Raw genomic sequence first — 15625 nt, forward strand, 5'->3', positions numbered from 1 at the left:
GAGCCTGCTCGCGAAAGCGGTGTATCAGGCAACACTGCAGCGACTGACAGGCCGCCTTCGCGAGCAGGCTCGCTCCCACAGGGGTTAGCTGTGATCTTTAGAACGACGACTGGATCTTGATCCCGCCAATCAGGGCGTCGTCGACGTCGTTCACGCCACCGGGGTGGCGGATGTATTGCAGGTTCGGGCGTACGGTCAGCCAGTTGGTCACGTGCACGCCGTAATACAGCTCGGCGCTGTATTCGGTGTCCTGCGGTGGCAGGAACGCCGGATTGTCGTAGTCGTAGACGGCGTTGGCGCGGTTGGTCATTTCGGCGTTCTTGCGATAGGCCGGGTTGACGTGCACACGAGCGAGGGCGAAACCGATGTCATCCTTGGCGCGGGCATCGAACGGACCTTTGTAGGTCAGGCCGGCCTGCACGTAGTTGTCGATGGCGTTGGTTTTCTTGTCATGCATCGTCGCGTTGGCGAACAGGCTCAAACCGCGCGAGTGGTCGCTGGCGATGCTGGTCACCTGTTGCTGCACGCCCAGCCATACGCCGTGCTTGCTCGACGCGCTGCGGTAGGCTTCGCCGCTCAGCGCTGCCGGTTGGCCGTTCTGGTCTTTATAAACGTCAGAGGCCTTGGCATTGCTGTAGTAATAACCGGCGCGGTATTCGCCCGGCAGGCCGTTGAGCTTCGGCGTCCACACCAGTTCGACCGGCAGGATCGCGCCCTGGGTGCCGCTGCCGCTGAGTTTGAAGCCGTTGCCCCGATCGAGGTTCGACGGGTTCTGCTCATAGGCGCCGACCTGCGCATACAGCTCCGGCGTCAGGTGATATTTGACCCGCAGCGCCCACTGGCTGACCGGCCAGTTGTACCAGATGCCGCCGACCCAGTTGCCGACCTGCGAGCCGCAGAACGCGAGGTTCTGGAAGTCGCAAGGGAAGCTGTTGAAGTCTTCGCCTTCGCCGAAACGGCCGACCTTGATGTCGAGCTTCTGATCGAAGAATTTCTGCTGGTACCACATCTGCGTCAGGCGCGTGGTCTGGCCACGGCCCCAGACTTCCTGGGCGGAAGTGAAGCCGCCAACGCGTGGATCGTTGATGCGGTCGTTGCTGATGTTGTTGCCGCTGCGTTTGGTGATGGTCAGCTGAAATTCGGCGTCGTTCCAACCGAGGATCTTCTGCAGATCCAGATGGGTGCCGAGGCCGAACTGGTCGCTGTAGCGGGCAGTGCGGTCGTGATCGTAACCGCCGTGCAGGTTGCTGCCCATTTCGCCGGTGTAATCGAGTTTGAAGTCGTAGCCTTTTTCCGCAAGTTCTGTGCGCGTGCCGTTCCAGTCACCGAGCATGTACGGTGATTCACTGTTTAAGGCCGGCGCCGCGTGGGCACAGGTCGCCAAGCCAAGGGCGGTGCAGCCGCCAAGGGTGCGCAGGGCAGAGATAGCGCTGTCTCGGGAGAAGGAAAAGTCAGGCATGAAGAAGTCTTTTTTTGATGTTTTTCGAGTGCAGGCCGAGCGCTTCAGATTGTCGCAGGCAGTGAAGCGTTTCAGCGGAAGGGCGGCAGGATAATGATCTGTAACAAATTGAGAAAGCGCTTTTGCAGACATGCAGCGTTTCGGATTCGGTAACAGTGCGGCAAACGGGCGCATTGTGAGTCGCGCCACAGCCTGCGATCTTCCCGGGTTGGCCTACATTTGCAGGAAGGCCTTCCACCCGCTCTGCCCCTCGGCTAAGGTGCGCGGCTTCTGCATATCACTTCGCCCAAAGGCCCGGCATGAACGAACAATCCCCCGATCCGCTGCACGGCGTGACCCTCGAACAGATCCTCAACGCACTGGTGACTCACTACGAGTGGTCGGGTCTGGCCGAGCGTATCGACATCCGTTGTTTCAAGAGCGATCCGAGCATCAAGTCGAGCCTGACCTTCCTGCGTAAAACCCCGTGGGCGCGGGAAAAGGTCGAACGCCTGTACGTGAAGCTGATGCGCACCAAGCGACCGCTCTGAGATGGACAGCGCGAGGCGCCGACGCCTGATCACCGGCCTGGCCGTGCTGGGCTGGGCAGGGCTGGCAATTCAGCTGTACCTGATTCTCTTCGCACGATTGAGCATCGGCGCCAGCCTGCTGGGCGGGCTGGTGAGTTTCTTCAGCTACTTCACCATATTGACCAACACCCTGGTGGCGACGGTGCTGACCTGCGCGGTCAGCGAGCGCGAATCCGCCGCGCGGCGCTGGTTTCTGCAACCGTGGGTCAGCAGCGGGATCGCGGTGAGCATCGCCGTGGTCGGTCTGGCCTACAGCATCCTGCTGCGGCACTTGTGGCACCCCGAAGGCTGGCAGTTTGTTGCCGATGAGTTGCTCCACGACGTCATGCCATTGCTGTTTCTCGGCTATTGGTGGTGCTGCGTCCCCAAAGGCACGTTGCGCCTGAGGCACCTGCCGCTGTGGCTGATCTATCCGCTGGTGTATTTCATCTACGCCTTGCTGCGCGGGCATCTGCTCGGCGCCTATGCGTATCCGTTCATTGATGTGGCGGTGTTGGGTTATCCACAGGTGCTGATCAATGCCGGGGGGATATTGGTGGGGTTTGTGTTGGTGGGGTTGCTGATTATCGGCCTGGATCGTAGAAAGACCGCACGAAGTTGATATTCAATGTGGGAGCGAGCTTGCTCGCGAATGCGGTGTATCAGTTTGCATGGATGTTGACTGACACACCGCTTTCGCGAGCAAGCTCGCTCCCACAGGGAAATTGTGGTCAGAGGAAAATCACTCCTCGTCAGAGCCTTCCGCGCGCCAGTAGCCGACCGCCTTGATGAACTGTTCATCGAGCCCATGCTCATCGATCAGTACCCGGCGGATCTGCCGTGAGACCTTGGTTTCGGTCGCCACCCATGCGTACAGATTGCCCTTGGGCACCTGCAATTGCTTGACGGTAGCCAGCAGGTTGTCCTTGCCGCCTTCGCGCAGCACCCAGATCACATTGAACGGCGCTGCGCTTTCCAGCACTTGCTGCTCAGCGCCGTTTTCCACTTCGATCACCACCAATGCCCGGCGATTTGCCGCCAGACCTTCGAGGCGGCGGGCGATGGCGGGGAGGGCGGTTTCGTCGCCGATCAGCAGATAGTTGTCGAAGATGTCCGGCACGATCATCGAACCGCGCGGCCCGCCGATATGCAGGAACTGCCCCGGTTGCGCCTGTTCCGCCCATGTCGAGGCAGGGCCGTCGCCGTGCAGGACGAAATCGATGTCCAGCTCCATTTTTTCCAGGTCGTAACGACGCGGCGTGTAGTCGCGCATCTCGGGCATCGGCCCGTTGTCCTTGCCGGCGCCCAGTTGCATCGTCTCCAGCGCCGCCGCTTGTTCGGCGTTCTGCGGGAACAGCAGTTTGACGTGATCGTCCGTGCCCAGGCTGATGAACCCGGCCAGTTCCGGCCCGCCGAGGGTGATGCGGCGCATGCGTGGGGTCAGGTCGGTGACGCGCAGCACTTCAAGTTTGCGCCGTTTGATTTCGTGCATCACGCGGTGAATGGTTTGAGTATCGACTGCAGTCATTCGGCTTTCTCCGTGGCAGGTTGAACGGCAGGGCCGTCGACGATGGCTTTGGCGGTGTCGTTGAGCAGGTCACGCACGCGCAGGATTTCTTCGGCGCTCCAGCGCCCATGGTGCAGCTGCAAGGCATGGCGCAGGTTATGCACCGCTTCGTGGATTTCCGCCGGGCGATCATGGCCGCGCAGCGAACGCTTGCTGACGTCGATGCGCATGCGGACGCCGTCGAGCGCCACCGCTTGTTCACTTAAAGACAAACGACCGGCGTCGGTGACGCTGTAACGCTTTTTGCCGGCCTCGGCATCACCGGCGATCAGGTCGCTCTCTTCCAGAAAGGTCAGGGTCGGATAGATCACCCCGGGGCTGGGGCTGTAGGCGCCGTCGAACATGCCTTCGATCTGGCGGATCAGGTCGTAACCGTGGCAGGGCTGCTCGGCGATCAGCGCCAGCAACAGCAATTTCAAGTCGCCGGGGGCAAAGACTCGCGGGCCGCGGCCGCCGCGTTCGCGACCGGGGCGCTTCTCGAAGCCGTCGCGGCCATCGCCATGCTCGCGGTGGGGGGAATGATGGTCTCTCATTTCGCTTCTCTCTCGTCGTATTTAGATACAACTTAAGATATATCTTAAGCGCTGCGCAAGACGTTTTTAGCCTCTGGCGACGCTCGACGGACGAGCGGTCAGCGTGAAAAAAGCCACAAAACTCTTTCCGATCAAAAATAAAAAGGCGTGACCTTAAAGTTAAAGTTATCGCTCTAGTTGAGCTTGAGTATATATTCTAATTTCTCGCAAGTTGCCGCGTTAAAGCGGCTAAGTTGCTGTATGGTTTTTTCCCTGTAACTGTGTGTAGGGCGCAACTTACAGCGAATGTTGCAAGTATCTGTTTTTTGTTCTTTTTTCTGGCGGGGTGTGGGGTTGTTTAACTACGAGTTTGTCGGAAGTTGCCTGCTTACATTCCAGAGGCAACAGTCGATGATGCCCGGCATTGAAAGTTCAAGTTGCTTCAGCGGTCGACGAGCAAAAGGTTTATGAACTTTCAATGACACCCCCTTATATAAAGCAAACAGGTACTGAACGATGTTCAAGAAATTCGCAATCGCTGCTCCACTGGCTCTTCTGGCAATGTCCTCCACTGCCTTCGCTGCGGGCGAGGCGTCGCACACCATCAGTCTTGTCGCCACAGTGCCAACCACCAGCTTCTTTGTGGTGCCGGTCGACCCTGATCTGGTCAACAAGGACCAGGACATGAGCTACAACCCTGCCACCGGCAAGATGACCGAGGTCAAAGGTTACTTCGACGTACGTAACACTGACGGCTCCGTTCACGCCAGCCTCAATGGCATCCCTATGCTGCAATCGGGTGTCGATCAGATTGCCCTGGACGTTGAATTCAACGGCAAGGTTCTTAACCAAGTGCCACAAATGGTTGTGGGTGAGGATGAATCCGACAGTACCTACCGCGCATTGCTGAAAATCGCTCCGCGTGCCAGTTCCACATACGCGCCGGGTGATTACACCGGAACGATTGCAATGGTTTTCGATGCGGTACCTCCGGTCGGTTCGCGCTGATCGCGTGATCGCCTGCTAGACGCCCACCTTCACCGTGGGTTTGACCGGCGGGGCAAACATCCGTGTTTGCCCCGACGGACTTTCATTGTCTGAAAATCAGAGTACGAGTTCATGTTCCCGATGACACCCATCGCGGCTGCGCTTGCGCTGTTGTTCTGTGCCAGCGCAGTCATGGCTTCCGACGCCACCGGTACCACGCCACGCAGTTTGCTGGCGCAGGCCAAAGGCTTGCCGGCGGATTTCGAGGAGCATTTCTTTGATGTACCGCTGGCGGTGCGGGTCGAAGTCGATCAGCAGCCGCTGGGCGAAGCCATGGTGGTGCTGTCGCGAGATGACCGCATCACGCTTCTCGAATTCACCGATACCAGCGAAAACCGCTTTGGCCCGGCCGAGCGGGAAAAGTGGGCGAGCTACCTCAAACCCGGTGTGCCTCTGGGCGCGTGCCGCGGTTCGTGTCCCGATCAGTTTCTGGCGGTGCACTACAACCTGCAAAGTTCGCTGGTTTCGATCCTCACTGAAAATGCCGAGCGCGATGTTCAGGCCAAGCGTTATTACGAGCAACCCGACGGCGGCAGTCGTGGCCTGATGGTGCGCAATCAACTCAATCTCAATGGCGGCCAGGATCAGGATCTGGGTGGGCGCTTCGGCCTGGAAGCCAGTTCCAGTCTGGGCAACTGGAGCCAGACCCTCAACCTGCAAATGGCCCGGCTCGGCGGTCCTGACACCAAGCTGTATCACGCCGTGCATGAGCTGCACACCCAGCGCGAACTGCAAGGCAGTTTCTTTCGCCTGGGCTATTTCACCCCCAATTCCGAAGGGCTGATGCGTCAGCCGCGCACGTTCGGCACCAGCCCCGACACCGCTGTAGGCCTCATGTATGGCAGCTCCGACAGCCTGGCGATCAACACGCCGATGCCGAGCGTGTATCCGATCTACGTGACCGCCAATCGTCAGGGGGCGGTGGAAATCTGGCGCAATGGCTTGCTGATCAACACGCAATCGGTGCCCGCCGGTCTGCAGTCGCTCGATACGCGGCCGCTGCCGGGTGGCATTTACGAGGTGGAGGTTCGCCTGATCGAGGACGGCCAGATCACCTCCACCACGCAGGAACTGGTCTACAAGCCGAGCAACTGGCGCAACCTCGACGAGCGCTGGCGCTACAACGTATTTGCCGGCGAAGAAAGCAAACTGTTGAGTAACTGGGACAAGCAAAGCAGTGGCAGCCCGACCGCCGGTGCATCGCTCAACTATCTGTTACATCCGCGGGTAATTCTCGGCGCCTCGGCGCGGCAGATTCGCGAAAAGCTGCAGTACGGCACATCCATCGACTGGACCCTGGCCAACCACCTCAGCCTGTATGCCAATGTCTACAAGACCGAGGATTACGGCACCGGTCTGGATCTGCAAAGCCTTTACAACTATGGCGCGGGCAGTCTGGTGATCAGCCACAACCGCAGCTGGCTCGACACCACCAACACCTACGAAACGCTGCCCGACGGCACTCGCGTTCGTCCGCGTAACGTGTTCGTCGGCCAGACCAGCAATTCATCGCTGGCGCTCAATCATCGGGTGAGCAGCAAGAGTTCGGTCAATGCCCGGGTTTCGCACAGCGAAGGCAATGTCGAAGGCGTAGGCCTGGATCTGGGCTGGACCCAGCGCACTGTGCTGCTGGGCAGTGATGCCAGTTGGCGCCTGTCGGTCTTTGATCGTCCGGGCAGTTTCAGCAGCGGCGATGCGCGCAACCGCGGGATCGATCTGAGCATCAATCTGGCGCTCGGCGCGCCCGGTCAACAGCTCACCGGCAGCATCGGCTCACGCACCGCCCGTGATGGCAAACGCGACAACAACGCCTCGCTCGGCTGGCGCAAGGATTTCAAGGATCACGTGCTGCAAAGCGTCTCGGTCACGGCGCTGACCGATACCTACGGCCTGGGCATGTCGAGCCTGGCCAATTTCCGCACCGATGCGGTCAACGGCGATGGCTTTATTCAACGCTCGTCCTACAACGGCAATTTCACCGGCGGCCTCAACCTCGACAGCACGCTGGTCGTCGGTGGCGCGCAGATGCTCATGACCAATCACAGCGAAGTGCGCGGCGCCGGGATGATCGTCGATGTCGAATCGGACATCGACGACATCGTCCTGCGTGCCGACGACTATAGCGGGAGCAGCGCTGCCTTGAAGCCGGGGCGCAATTTCATCCCGATCACGGCCTATCAGAACAGCTCCGTGAGCTTCGACTTCGAGGGCAATAACGTGCCCGCAGCGACCATCGAGCCGGCGCGCACTCGCTATCACCTGAACAAGGGCGGGGTGGAGTACCGCAAGATCCGTGTGATGAAAACCCTGACAGTGCTCGGTCGCCTGATCGATGAAGCAGGGCAGCCGCTCAAGGGCCATCATGTGATCAACCATGCCAGCCGTGGTGTCACCGAGGTCGACGGGTTCTTTTCAATGGAGATGAACGCCGGTTCGCCGACCCTCGAAATCCGTCGCGATAATCGCTTGCTGTGTCAGTTCCGCCTCGATGCCGACCAGTACCGCAGTGAAAACAACGTCCTGATGATAGGCGATCTGCGCTGCACGCCAGACACCGTGGCCGACGTCGGTGTCACCGCGCAGAAGGCGGGCTGAACCGATGACCGAGTCCACATTCGGGCGACACGCGCAGCGGCAATATCAGCGCTATCCGGGAAGCCGACGCATGAACGTGCGCGCCGGGGCCTTGTTCCTTTTTTCATGGAGTTGAAGTGATGAACCGTGGTTTTTTGCTGGGCGTGCTCAGCGTGTTTTGCCTGACGGCGCAGGCCGGGCCGCAGATCAATGTCGGTACGGTGTACGACTATATGGATGGCGACAAGAGCACCTATCTGAAACGGGTGTTCAACAGCGGCGATGCCACCGCGTTCGTCAAGGTAAACGTTCTGGAGATTGTCTACGACGCCGACGGCACGCCGAAGGAAATCCCGGTTGAGAACGCTGCCGACGGCGCTTCGCGCAACGGCCTGATGGCCAGCCCGGCGCGGCTGATCGTCCCGGCCGAGGGCATGCAGGGCACCCGCTTGCTGTACATGGGCGAACGCGATCGCGAGCGTTACTTCCGCGTGCGCTTCGTGCCGGTGGTGCCGGAAAAGGAAGACGAGTTCGCTGTCAGCCAGGAAGAACGGGAAGACTACAAAAAGGCACTGACGGCCGGGGTCAACGTGATGACCGGTTTCGGCACGGTGTTCTTCGTACGGCCCAGGGAAACACGGTTTGCCACGACGATCAATGAAACCGACAGCCGCTACGAACTGCGCAATGACGGCAACACCGTGGTGATTGTCGACGAGTTCAGAAACTGCTCGTTGAGCGACGAAACCGACTGCGGAGTGACCACCAAACACCATGTGCTGGCGGGCAAGACGTTCGCTTTCGACAAGGAGAAGGGCCGTGGGTACCGCTTCTTCCTGATCGAAGGCAGCGAGAAGAAGAACCTGACGGTCAGCAGCCGCTAGGTCTGCTTTTCATTGACGCAACGGGTAACCAACATGATCAAGCAATGCACCGCCGTCGCGCTGATAGCCGCGGCGGCTCTGGCCAGCGATGCGGCCTGGGCGGCTCGGGAAGCACACACGTTCGAAGTGACAGTGGAAGTGCCGAACCGATCGTTCTACATCATTCCCGCGGTGCCGGACTGGATTCACCGACCGCAGCGGCTCGACTGGAATCACTCGACCTCAAGCCTGAGCAGTGTGCGCAAGTACTTTGATGTGCGTCACGACACCAGTGCGATTGAAGCGCGGCTTGAGTCCGCGCCTTACCTTTCGAACGGTCGGCCGGCAGACGATATCAGTCTGCGCGTGACTTTTAACAAGGTGGAGCTGAGCGCCGAGATGGCGCCGCGCGAGGTGGTGTCGCAGGCCGAGGCTGCTGCGGGGACACGGGTGCTGTTGCAGATCGACCCGATCAGCCCGGAGGGCGGCTACCGCCCCGGGGATTACGCCGGCAACGTGCTGTTGCTGTTCAGTGCCCGAGCGCCTGGCGAGTGAGATGGCTCGCGCAATGCTGGTATCGAAGTATTTTCTGGAGACCACCCATGATTTTTTCTAGCGCCCCGGGCATCCGCCCATGGATCGGATTGCTGTTGACGTTGTTCAGCGCTGCGGCAGTGGCCGAAGTGCACAACATTGATGCCACCTTCGAGCCGGACTTTGCCAATCCGCAAAAAAATCAGTTCAAGAATCAGACACCATCCGAGGGTTTCTGCCGTCAAGCAGCGGAAACGTGCGCGAATTTGGGCCTGTTCAGCCTGATCGCGCGCATCCCGTTCGCCGCCAATGCACCGATTCAGGCCAACCACGCCGATCCGCGCCAGGGTGGCATGGCCAAAGTGCCGTCCGACTGGAGGACTGTTTCGGTGACCAACGCTGCCGGTGACAGCCACATTGTCGAGGTGAGAATTGCCGGTATTGGTCACGAGGCGGGCTTCCCGTTGTCGTTCGCCGAGTTGACCGGAGGCGGCAGGTGGGATGACTTATGGGAAGGCGGCGGCTGGGTCTACGCTCCGCCACCGTGTCTGGGTGTCGGTGTCTTTACAGCGGGACAGCATGGTTACAACAGTTTCTGGAGAGTTCCGGAAGGGGCGGGAGTCTGCGCCAAGAAAGCTCTGTTCGATATCCCGCTTGGCATGAACTATCAGTATTTCGTCTACGCCTACGAACTGCGCACGCCGGATCCGCTGAAAATGGATGCTGGCGACTACACCGGTGCCATTACCTACACCGTCGGCCCGAACATGGATTTCGACATGGGCGATGTGATGATCCCGAACGACTCGATTCTGACCCTCAATTTCAATCTGAGGGTTACGCACACCATGAAGGTCGATATTCCTCCCGGCGGCAACCGCGTGGCGCTGCAACCGGTGGGCGGTTGGCAGTCGTGGCTGAACGAGGGCCGCAAGCCGACCCGGTTGATGCGTGACCAGACGTTCAATATCTCGGCCTCGAGCCGCTTCAAGATGAACATCGAGTGCCAGTACGTCTCCGGCAACAACTGCGGGTTATGGGAGTCGAGCGCCGGCCATATGGCACCACTGGAAGTCAGCGTCAGCCTGCCCAACGGGCTGACCGATGGCGCCGGACAAGCGGTCAATCGCCGGCGATTGCTGCGCGATGGCACGGGCACCGAGTTGTTTCAGCCAAGCTTTTATCTGGATCGCAAGGTGGGCACGCTGCATTTCGAAGTAGCCCGCGATGCGGTGGATGGAATGCTCAAGGACGGATATGCGCGCAGCTATTCGGGTAATGTCACGGTGATCTGGGATTCGGAGGTAGGTTAAGCGCGATTCCGGTCAAGCAGCCCATGCCAGTCTGGCTGCGTTCAGACGCTCGATCGGGCCCCAGCGTCTTGCGCGGCTGCACGGGGCCAGCCTGGCACGACTCCTCGCGGTCTCTGCGACAGAAGCAAGAGCAGCAATGCGATGTCATCCGGACAGGATTGCCAACTGCGCCGGCCCGGTGGTAACCACGGGGGGATTTTCCGCCGGACGACATTGCGAGTCACTGCCCGGTTGCAGATACGGCGTGAGAATCGGCGCCATGCCTTTGAGTACCTGCGTGGGCAGGGCCGAGGTGAACTTGAAGTTCTCCGCCGAGCGCCCCGGGACGAACGCGGTGAGGGTGCCGAAATGGTGGTCGCCGATGTAGAACACGAAGGTCGCCGTGCGGTTGATCGACTTCGAACTGATGATCCGCCCGCCGGAGCCGATCGCCGCAATGCGGTTGTCGCCGGTGCCGGTCTTGCCACCCATGGCCAGCGGCGTGCCGTCGGGCAATTTGAAACTGCCCGACAACCGTTTGGCGGTACCGGCATCGACCACTTGCGACAACGCTTCGCGCATGGCTCTGGCCACCTCCACCGGCATCACTCGTTTACCCACGTGCGGATCGTTGACCAGTCTGGTTTCGTACGGCGTATCGGCGGCGAAATGCAGGCTGTCGATGCGCAGCGTCGGCATGCGTACGCCGTCGTTGAGGATGGTGCCGATCAGCTCGGCGAGCGCGGCGGGACGGTCGCCGGAACTGCCGATGGCGGTGGCCAGTGACGGCACCAGGTGATCGAACGGGTAGCCGACTTTCTGCCAGCGCTGATGAATGTCGAGGAACGCTTCGATCTCGAGCATGGTGCGAATGCGGCTGTCGCGCGCGCCTTTGTGCCGGCTCTTGAACAGCCAGCTGTAGACTTCCTGACGTTCGAAGTGGCTGGCCTTGACGATCTCGCTGAAGGTCGCTTCCGGGTGATGCAGCAGATAACCCATCATCCACAGATCCAGCGGATGGACCTTGGCGATGAAGCCCTGATCAGGCAAATCGTAACTGCCGGGGCCATAGGAATCGTAGAGGCGGATCAGGCGGTCATCGGTGAGTTTCTCCTTGAGTTTGGCGCCTTTGAGGTGGGCGCGAACAAAGCTGTTGAAGTCTTCCTGGCTGGCATCCGGCAACAGATAACGGTGCACCGCCGCCATGCGAATCGGCGTCGGGCGGATGCTGTCGAGGAAAGTTTCCAGGCGCGCCTGGGTGTCCTTGTTCCGGTACTTCTTCCAGAACTTGAGCAGGAACGAGGTGCCTTCGCGGTCGGCGAAACTGGCCAGGTATTCCTGGCGGCGGGGGTCGCGGTCATCCTTGAGCAATTCGCCGTTGGGGCCTGAGTAGGTGGTGTAACGGACGATGTCGCGCATCAGCCGAATGAACGGCAGGTTGATCGACTCGCGCAGCGAATCGCGCAGGGTCGGCAGGCGACCGTTGTCCTCTTTGCGGAAGTTGTTGAATCTGTGCAGGCCGCCGCCGGTGAAAAACGCCTCGCCGGGGCTGGCCGAATATTTTCGATCCAGCGCGGCGCCGAGCAGCTTCGACAGGTCGTGATCCTTGTTCTGGATCAGGTAGTCGATGACCCAGCGGCTGAGGCGATCCTGATCCGGCACTTCGACTTTTTTCAGTTCTGGCCCGCTCATCGCGCCGTATTTGTCGTGCAGCTCGGCGACGATTTGCAGGTACGTGGTCAGCACACGCATTTTCGCCGTGGAGCCGAGTTCGAGCTTGCTGCCTTCGTTGATGTCGAACGGCTGATCGGTGCTGTCGGTCTGCACGCGTACGCGCGAGCCGTCCGGGGTCAGTTCGAACAGGGTGAAGCTGTAGCGCACTTGCGTGGTGCTGGTCGGCGTCAGCAGGCGTTCGCCGAGCAGGCCGATTTCGGCAGCGTAGACCGGATCGGCGAGTTTTTTCAGATAAGCCGTGGCCTGCGTTTGCAGGTCGCCCTGCAGGGTGCTGGTGGCTGACAGGTCGAGACGATCGAGGTCGTAAAGCGGCCGGTTGAGCATGCTCGCCAGGCGGCTGCGGGCAACGCTGATGCCCTTGTTGGTTTCAATCGGCTGCATCGTTGGCTGGGTCTGCCAGTCGCGGTATGACACGGTGCTTGCCAGCGCGGCGTCGGCCAGAGCGCTGTCGATCACGCCGTTCTGCTTGAGCAGGCGCAGGTGGCTGTCGGTGAGGCTGGCCAATTCGTCGCGGCCCTTGGTCAGGTAATGCGAAGGACGGCGCTGGGCAATCATCAGCGAGAGCATTTCACGCAGGGCGAGGCCTTTGGCGGCCATGGTCTGCGGATCGGTCTTCGGGCTGTTCAGTTGCTCGTTGGCCTTGTTGAAATCACTGCCGTACCAGACCCGTAAACCTTCGGCCATGCCGTGCACTTCACCGTGGCCGGGTACCGCCGAGAGCGGCACGCTGTTGAGGTAGTCGCGCACGATGTTCTGCCGCGAACCGAGGGTCTGCGGGCCATCCTGATAGGCGCGCACGCTGGCGGAAATCATCTGGCGGATCTTCTCCGCGCCCGACACGGTCAGGCCATCGGGCGAGTGGCGATACTTTTCCAGTTGCGTTGCCAGAGTGCTGCCGCCGGCCGATTGCCCGGGCAGGCGCAGCAACTTCGCCACTTGCGACCACGCCGCCATGCCGAAGCGCGGCCAGTCCACGGCCGGGTTGGCCAGCGGTTGTTTCGGGTCGAGAAGAAAGCGGTTTTCGATGAACAGCAGGCTGCTGACCACCACCGGCGGAATCGCCGCGAAGTCGGCATACAGTTGCTGCGGATAGTTGTATCGATACAGCGGCGCGCCTCGGCAATCGGTGATCGACAGCCCGGCCTGAATCTTTTCCGAATACGGCACGAACAGGCCTTTGTCGGTGTAACCGAGCAGGGCAGGGGAGAAGCGCGTCTGCTCGGTGATCACGTAATTGCGCTTGAGCAGACGCGGCAGGAATTCGTCCAGAGAGCTGTAACCCAGGCGCAGATCGAACGGCCCGTTGCCCGGATAACGAATCGCTTCGCTGGGGCCGGGTTCAAGTTTGTAGGTCAGCGAAGCGGCGTACTGGCTCAGCTCCCGCGCCTGAAAGCGCGAAGTGCGCATTTCCTTGGACGCGGCGAGTCCCACCACCACCGCAATGATCAAAAACAGCAACCAGAAAGCCTTCCACCCGTGCCGGTTGCGACGGGGTTTTTCAGGGACAGGCGCTTCATTCACACTTTCAGTCTGAACCACGGTTTTACTCGAATCGGTTTGCCACAAAGCGCCCATAGTCGACTGATCCATTCACGCAGATTGATCGGACTTGTCTGAAGCTTAGACGGTGGTTGAAGCCGGTGAAAAAAATGTGAAGAGCGGAGCCGGCGCTCTGTCTGAATAAAACTGGAACAAACACTGTGGCGAGGGGATTCATCCCCGCTGGACTGCGAAGCAGCCCCAAAACCTGCCTCCGCAGTTTCTACAGGCCCACCGTGTGTGAGGAAGTTGCGCCTGCTGCGCAGCCGAGCGGGGATAAATCCCCTCATCACAAAGATACTGTTCACATCCCCATGATGTGTCTGTGCGAGCAATGGACTCCTTGTGGCTAGCAGATTTATCAGTCTTGCAGGGATTCATTGTGGCGAGGGGATTTATCCCCGCTGGACTGCGAAGCAGCCCCAAAACCTGCCAACACGGTTTCTACAGGCACACCGCGTGTGAGCAAGTTGCGACTGCTGCGCAGCCGAGCGGGAATAAATCCCCTCACCACAAAGATACTGTTCACATCCCCATGATGTGTCTGTGCGAGCAATGGACTCCTTGTGGCTAGCAGATTTATCAGTCATGCAGGGACTCCCTGTGGCGAGGGGATTCATCCCCGTTGGGCTGCAAAGCAGCCCCAAAACCTGCCAACACGGTTTCTACAGGCACACCGCATGTCAGCAAGTTGCGACTGCTGCGCAGCCGAGCGGGGATAAATCCCCTCACCACAAAGATACTGTTCACATCCCCATGATGTGTCTGTGCGAGCAATGGACTCCTTGTGGCTAGCAGATTTATCAGTCATGCAGGGACTCCCTGTGGCGAGGGGATTCATCCCCGTTGGGCTGCAAAGCAGCCCCAAAACCTGCCACCACAGTTTCTACAGGCACACCGCATGTCAGCAAGTTGCGACTGCTGCGCAGCCGAGCGGGGATAAATCCCCTCACCACAAAGATACTGTTCACATCCCCATGATTTGTCTGTGTAAGCAATGGACTCCCTGTGGCTAGCAGATTTATCAGTCATGCAGGGACTCCCTGTGGCGAGGGGATTCATCCCCGTTGGGCTGCGAAGCAGCCCCAAAACCTGCCACCACAGTTTCTACAGGCACAACGCATGTGAGCAAATTGCGCCTGCTTCGCAGCCGAGCGGGGACTCCCTGTGGCGAGGGGATTTATCCCCGCTGGGCTGCAAAGCAGCCCCAAAACCTGCCTCCACGGTTTCTACAGGCACACCGCATGTGAGCAAATTGCGACTGCTGCGCAGCCGAGCGGGGACTCCCTGTGGCGAGGGGATTTATCCCCGCTGGGCTGCAAAGCAGCCCCAAAACCTGCCACCACAGTTTCTACAGGCACACCGCATGTGAGCAAATTGCGCCTGCTTCGCAGCCGAGCGGGGATAAATCCCCTCACCACAAAGATACTGTTCACATCCCCATGATGTGTCTGTGTAAGCAATGGACTCCCTGTGGCTAGCAGATTTATCAGTCATGCAGGGACTCCCTGTGGCGAGGGGATTCATCCCCGTTGGGCTGCAAAGCAGCCCCAAAACCTGCCAACACGGTTTCTACAGGCACACCGCATGTGAGCAAGTTGCGCCTGCTTCGCAGCCGAGCGGGGATAAATCCCCTCATCACAAAGAGGCTGTTCACATCCCGGGATATGTCTGTGTAAGGAAAAGATTCCTGTGGCTAGCAGATTTATCAGTCATGCAGGGATTCATTGTGGCGAGGGGATTCATCCCCGCTGGGCTGCAAAGCAGCCCCAAAACCTGCCACCACAGTTTCTACAGGCACAACGCATGTGAGCAAATTGCGCCTGCTTCGCAGCCGAGCGGGGATAAATCCCCTCGCCACAAAGATACTGTTCACATCCCCATGATGTGTCTGTGTAAGCAATGGACTCCCTGTGGCTAGCAGATTTATCAGTCATGCAGGGACTCCCTGTGGCG

At 59.7% G+C, this 15625-nt stretch carries 11 protein-coding genes and 1 pseudogene; 7 read left to right on the forward strand and 5 right to left on the reverse strand.

The features are described 5' to 3' along the window. Positions 1 to 97 precede the first annotated feature (97 nt). Positions 98 to 1459: a carbohydrate porin gene (locus QMX86_RS23680; RefSeq protein WP_282387839.1), complete on the reverse strand. Its 1362-nt coding sequence runs from the start codon at positions 1457 to 1459 to the stop codon at positions 98 to 100. A gap of 299 nt (positions 1460 to 1758) precedes the next feature. Between QMX86_RS23680 and QMX86_RS23685 the strand changes: the two genes are divergently transcribed. Then, the gene (locus QMX86_RS23685) at positions 1759 to 1989 is read left to right on the forward strand and encodes a VF530 family protein (RefSeq protein ID WP_016773359.1); all 231 of its coding nucleotides are present in this window, start codon (positions 1759 to 1761) and stop codon (positions 1987 to 1989) included. 1 nt (position 1990) lies between these two features. Next, positions 1991 to 2629, forward strand: coding sequence for a Pr6Pr family membrane protein (locus QMX86_RS23690; protein ID WP_282387837.1), 639 nt, complete (start codon positions 1991 to 1993; stop codon positions 2627 to 2629). A 9-nt stretch (positions 2630 to 2638) separates the two neighbouring features. Here QMX86_RS23690 and QMX86_RS23695 read toward each other — a convergent pair. The 3 genes and pseudogenes from QMX86_RS23695 to QMX86_RS23705 all read right to left on the reverse strand — a co-directional run. Next, positions 2639 to 2725 (reverse strand): annotated as a pseudogene (locus QMX86_RS23695) (metal ABC transporter ATP-binding protein); the annotation flags it as partial. A 24-nt stretch (positions 2726 to 2749) separates the two neighbouring features. After that, a complete protein-coding gene (locus tag QMX86_RS23700) occupies positions 2750 to 3535 on the reverse strand; it encodes a siderophore-interacting protein (protein WP_282383894.1) in 786 nt (261 codons plus the stop codon). Next, positions 3532 to 4107, reverse strand: a complete 576-nt coding sequence (locus tag QMX86_RS23705; RefSeq protein WP_024014184.1) for a PadR family transcriptional regulator — start codon at positions 4105 to 4107, stop codon at positions 3532 to 3534. The genes QMX86_RS23700 and QMX86_RS23705 overlap by 4 nt, the downstream gene beginning before the upstream one ends. Before the next feature lie 495 nt (positions 4108 to 4602). Here QMX86_RS23705 and QMX86_RS23710 point away from each other — a divergent pair, with 495 nt between their 5' ends. From QMX86_RS23710 to QMX86_RS23730, 5 genes are all read left to right on the forward strand, one after another. Continuing rightward, complete coding sequence (locus QMX86_RS23710) at positions 4603 to 5094, forward strand: CS1 type fimbrial major subunit (RefSeq protein WP_110646213.1); 492 nt, start codon at positions 4603 to 4605, stop codon at positions 5092 to 5094. Positions 5095 to 5205: 111 nt separating this feature from the next. Further along, entirely contained in the window at positions 5206 to 7728 is a 2523-nt protein-coding gene (locus tag QMX86_RS23715; protein ID WP_122747770.1) for a CS1-pili formation C-terminal domain-containing protein, read from the forward strand. Positions 7729 to 7847: 119 nt separating this feature from the next. After that, the gene (locus tag QMX86_RS23720) at positions 7848 to 8591 is read left to right on the forward strand and encodes a p pilus assembly chaperone (protein ID WP_016773365.1); all 744 of its coding nucleotides are present in this window, start codon (positions 7848 to 7850) and stop codon (positions 8589 to 8591) included. Positions 8592 to 8624: 33 nt separating this feature from the next. Next, positions 8625 to 9125, forward strand: a complete 501-nt coding sequence (locus tag QMX86_RS23725) for a CS1 type fimbrial major subunit (protein ID WP_122747769.1) — start codon at positions 8625 to 8627, stop codon at positions 9123 to 9125. A 47-nt stretch (positions 9126 to 9172) separates the two neighbouring features. After that, the gene (locus tag QMX86_RS23730; RefSeq protein WP_073473233.1) at positions 9173 to 10417 is read left to right on the forward strand and encodes a hypothetical protein; all 1245 of its coding nucleotides are present in this window, start codon (positions 9173 to 9175) and stop codon (positions 10415 to 10417) included. 144 nt (positions 10418 to 10561) lie between these two features. On the opposite strand, the gene QMX86_RS23735 is transcribed toward QMX86_RS23730, so the two are convergent. Then, entirely contained in the window at positions 10562 to 13705 is a 3144-nt protein-coding gene (locus QMX86_RS23735) for a transglycosylase domain-containing protein (RefSeq protein WP_282383886.1), read from the reverse strand. Between the last annotated feature and the right edge of the window lie 1920 nt (positions 13706 to 15625).

This window comes from Pseudomonas sp. PS01270 (assembly GCF_029959775.1).
Taxonomy (GTDB): Bacteria; Pseudomonadota; Gammaproteobacteria; order Pseudomonadales; family Pseudomonadaceae; genus Aquipseudomonas; species Aquipseudomonas atacamensis.

Bases quoted from the DNA above. Each gene is read 5' to 3' on its own strand.
- QMX86_RS23680 (WP_282387839.1), bottom strand. From the start codon at position 1,459: ATGCCTGACTTTTCCTTCTCCCGAGACAGCGCTATCTCTGCCCTGCGC.
- QMX86_RS23685 (WP_016773359.1), top strand. From the start codon at position 1,759: ATGAACGAACAATCCCCCGATCCGCTGCACGGCGTGACCCTCGAACAG.
- QMX86_RS23690 (WP_282387837.1), top strand. From the start codon at position 1,991: ATGGACAGCGCGAGGCGCCGACGCCTGATCACCGGCCTGGCCGTGCTG.
- QMX86_RS23700 (WP_282383894.1), bottom strand. From the start codon at position 3,535: ATGACTGCAGTCGATACTCAAACCATTCACCGCGTGATGCACGAAATC.
- QMX86_RS23705 (WP_024014184.1), bottom strand. From the start codon at position 4,107: ATGAGAGACCATCATTCCCCCCACCGCGAGCATGGCGATGGCCGCGAC.
- QMX86_RS23710 (WP_110646213.1), top strand. From the start codon at position 4,603: ATGTTCAAGAAATTCGCAATCGCTGCTCCACTGGCTCTTCTGGCAATG.
- QMX86_RS23715 (WP_122747770.1), top strand. From the start codon at position 5,206: ATGTTCCCGATGACACCCATCGCGGCTGCGCTTGCGCTGTTGTTCTGT.
- QMX86_RS23720 (WP_016773365.1), top strand. From the start codon at position 7,848: ATGAACCGTGGTTTTTTGCTGGGCGTGCTCAGCGTGTTTTGCCTGACG.
- QMX86_RS23725 (WP_122747769.1), top strand. From the start codon at position 8,625: ATGATCAAGCAATGCACCGCCGTCGCGCTGATAGCCGCGGCGGCTCTG.
- QMX86_RS23730 (WP_073473233.1), top strand. From the start codon at position 9,173: ATGATTTTTTCTAGCGCCCCGGGCATCCGCCCATGGATCGGATTGCTG.
- QMX86_RS23735 (WP_282383886.1), bottom strand. From the start codon at position 13,705: ATGGGCGCTTTGTGGCAAACCGATTCGAGTAAAACCGTGGTTCAGACT.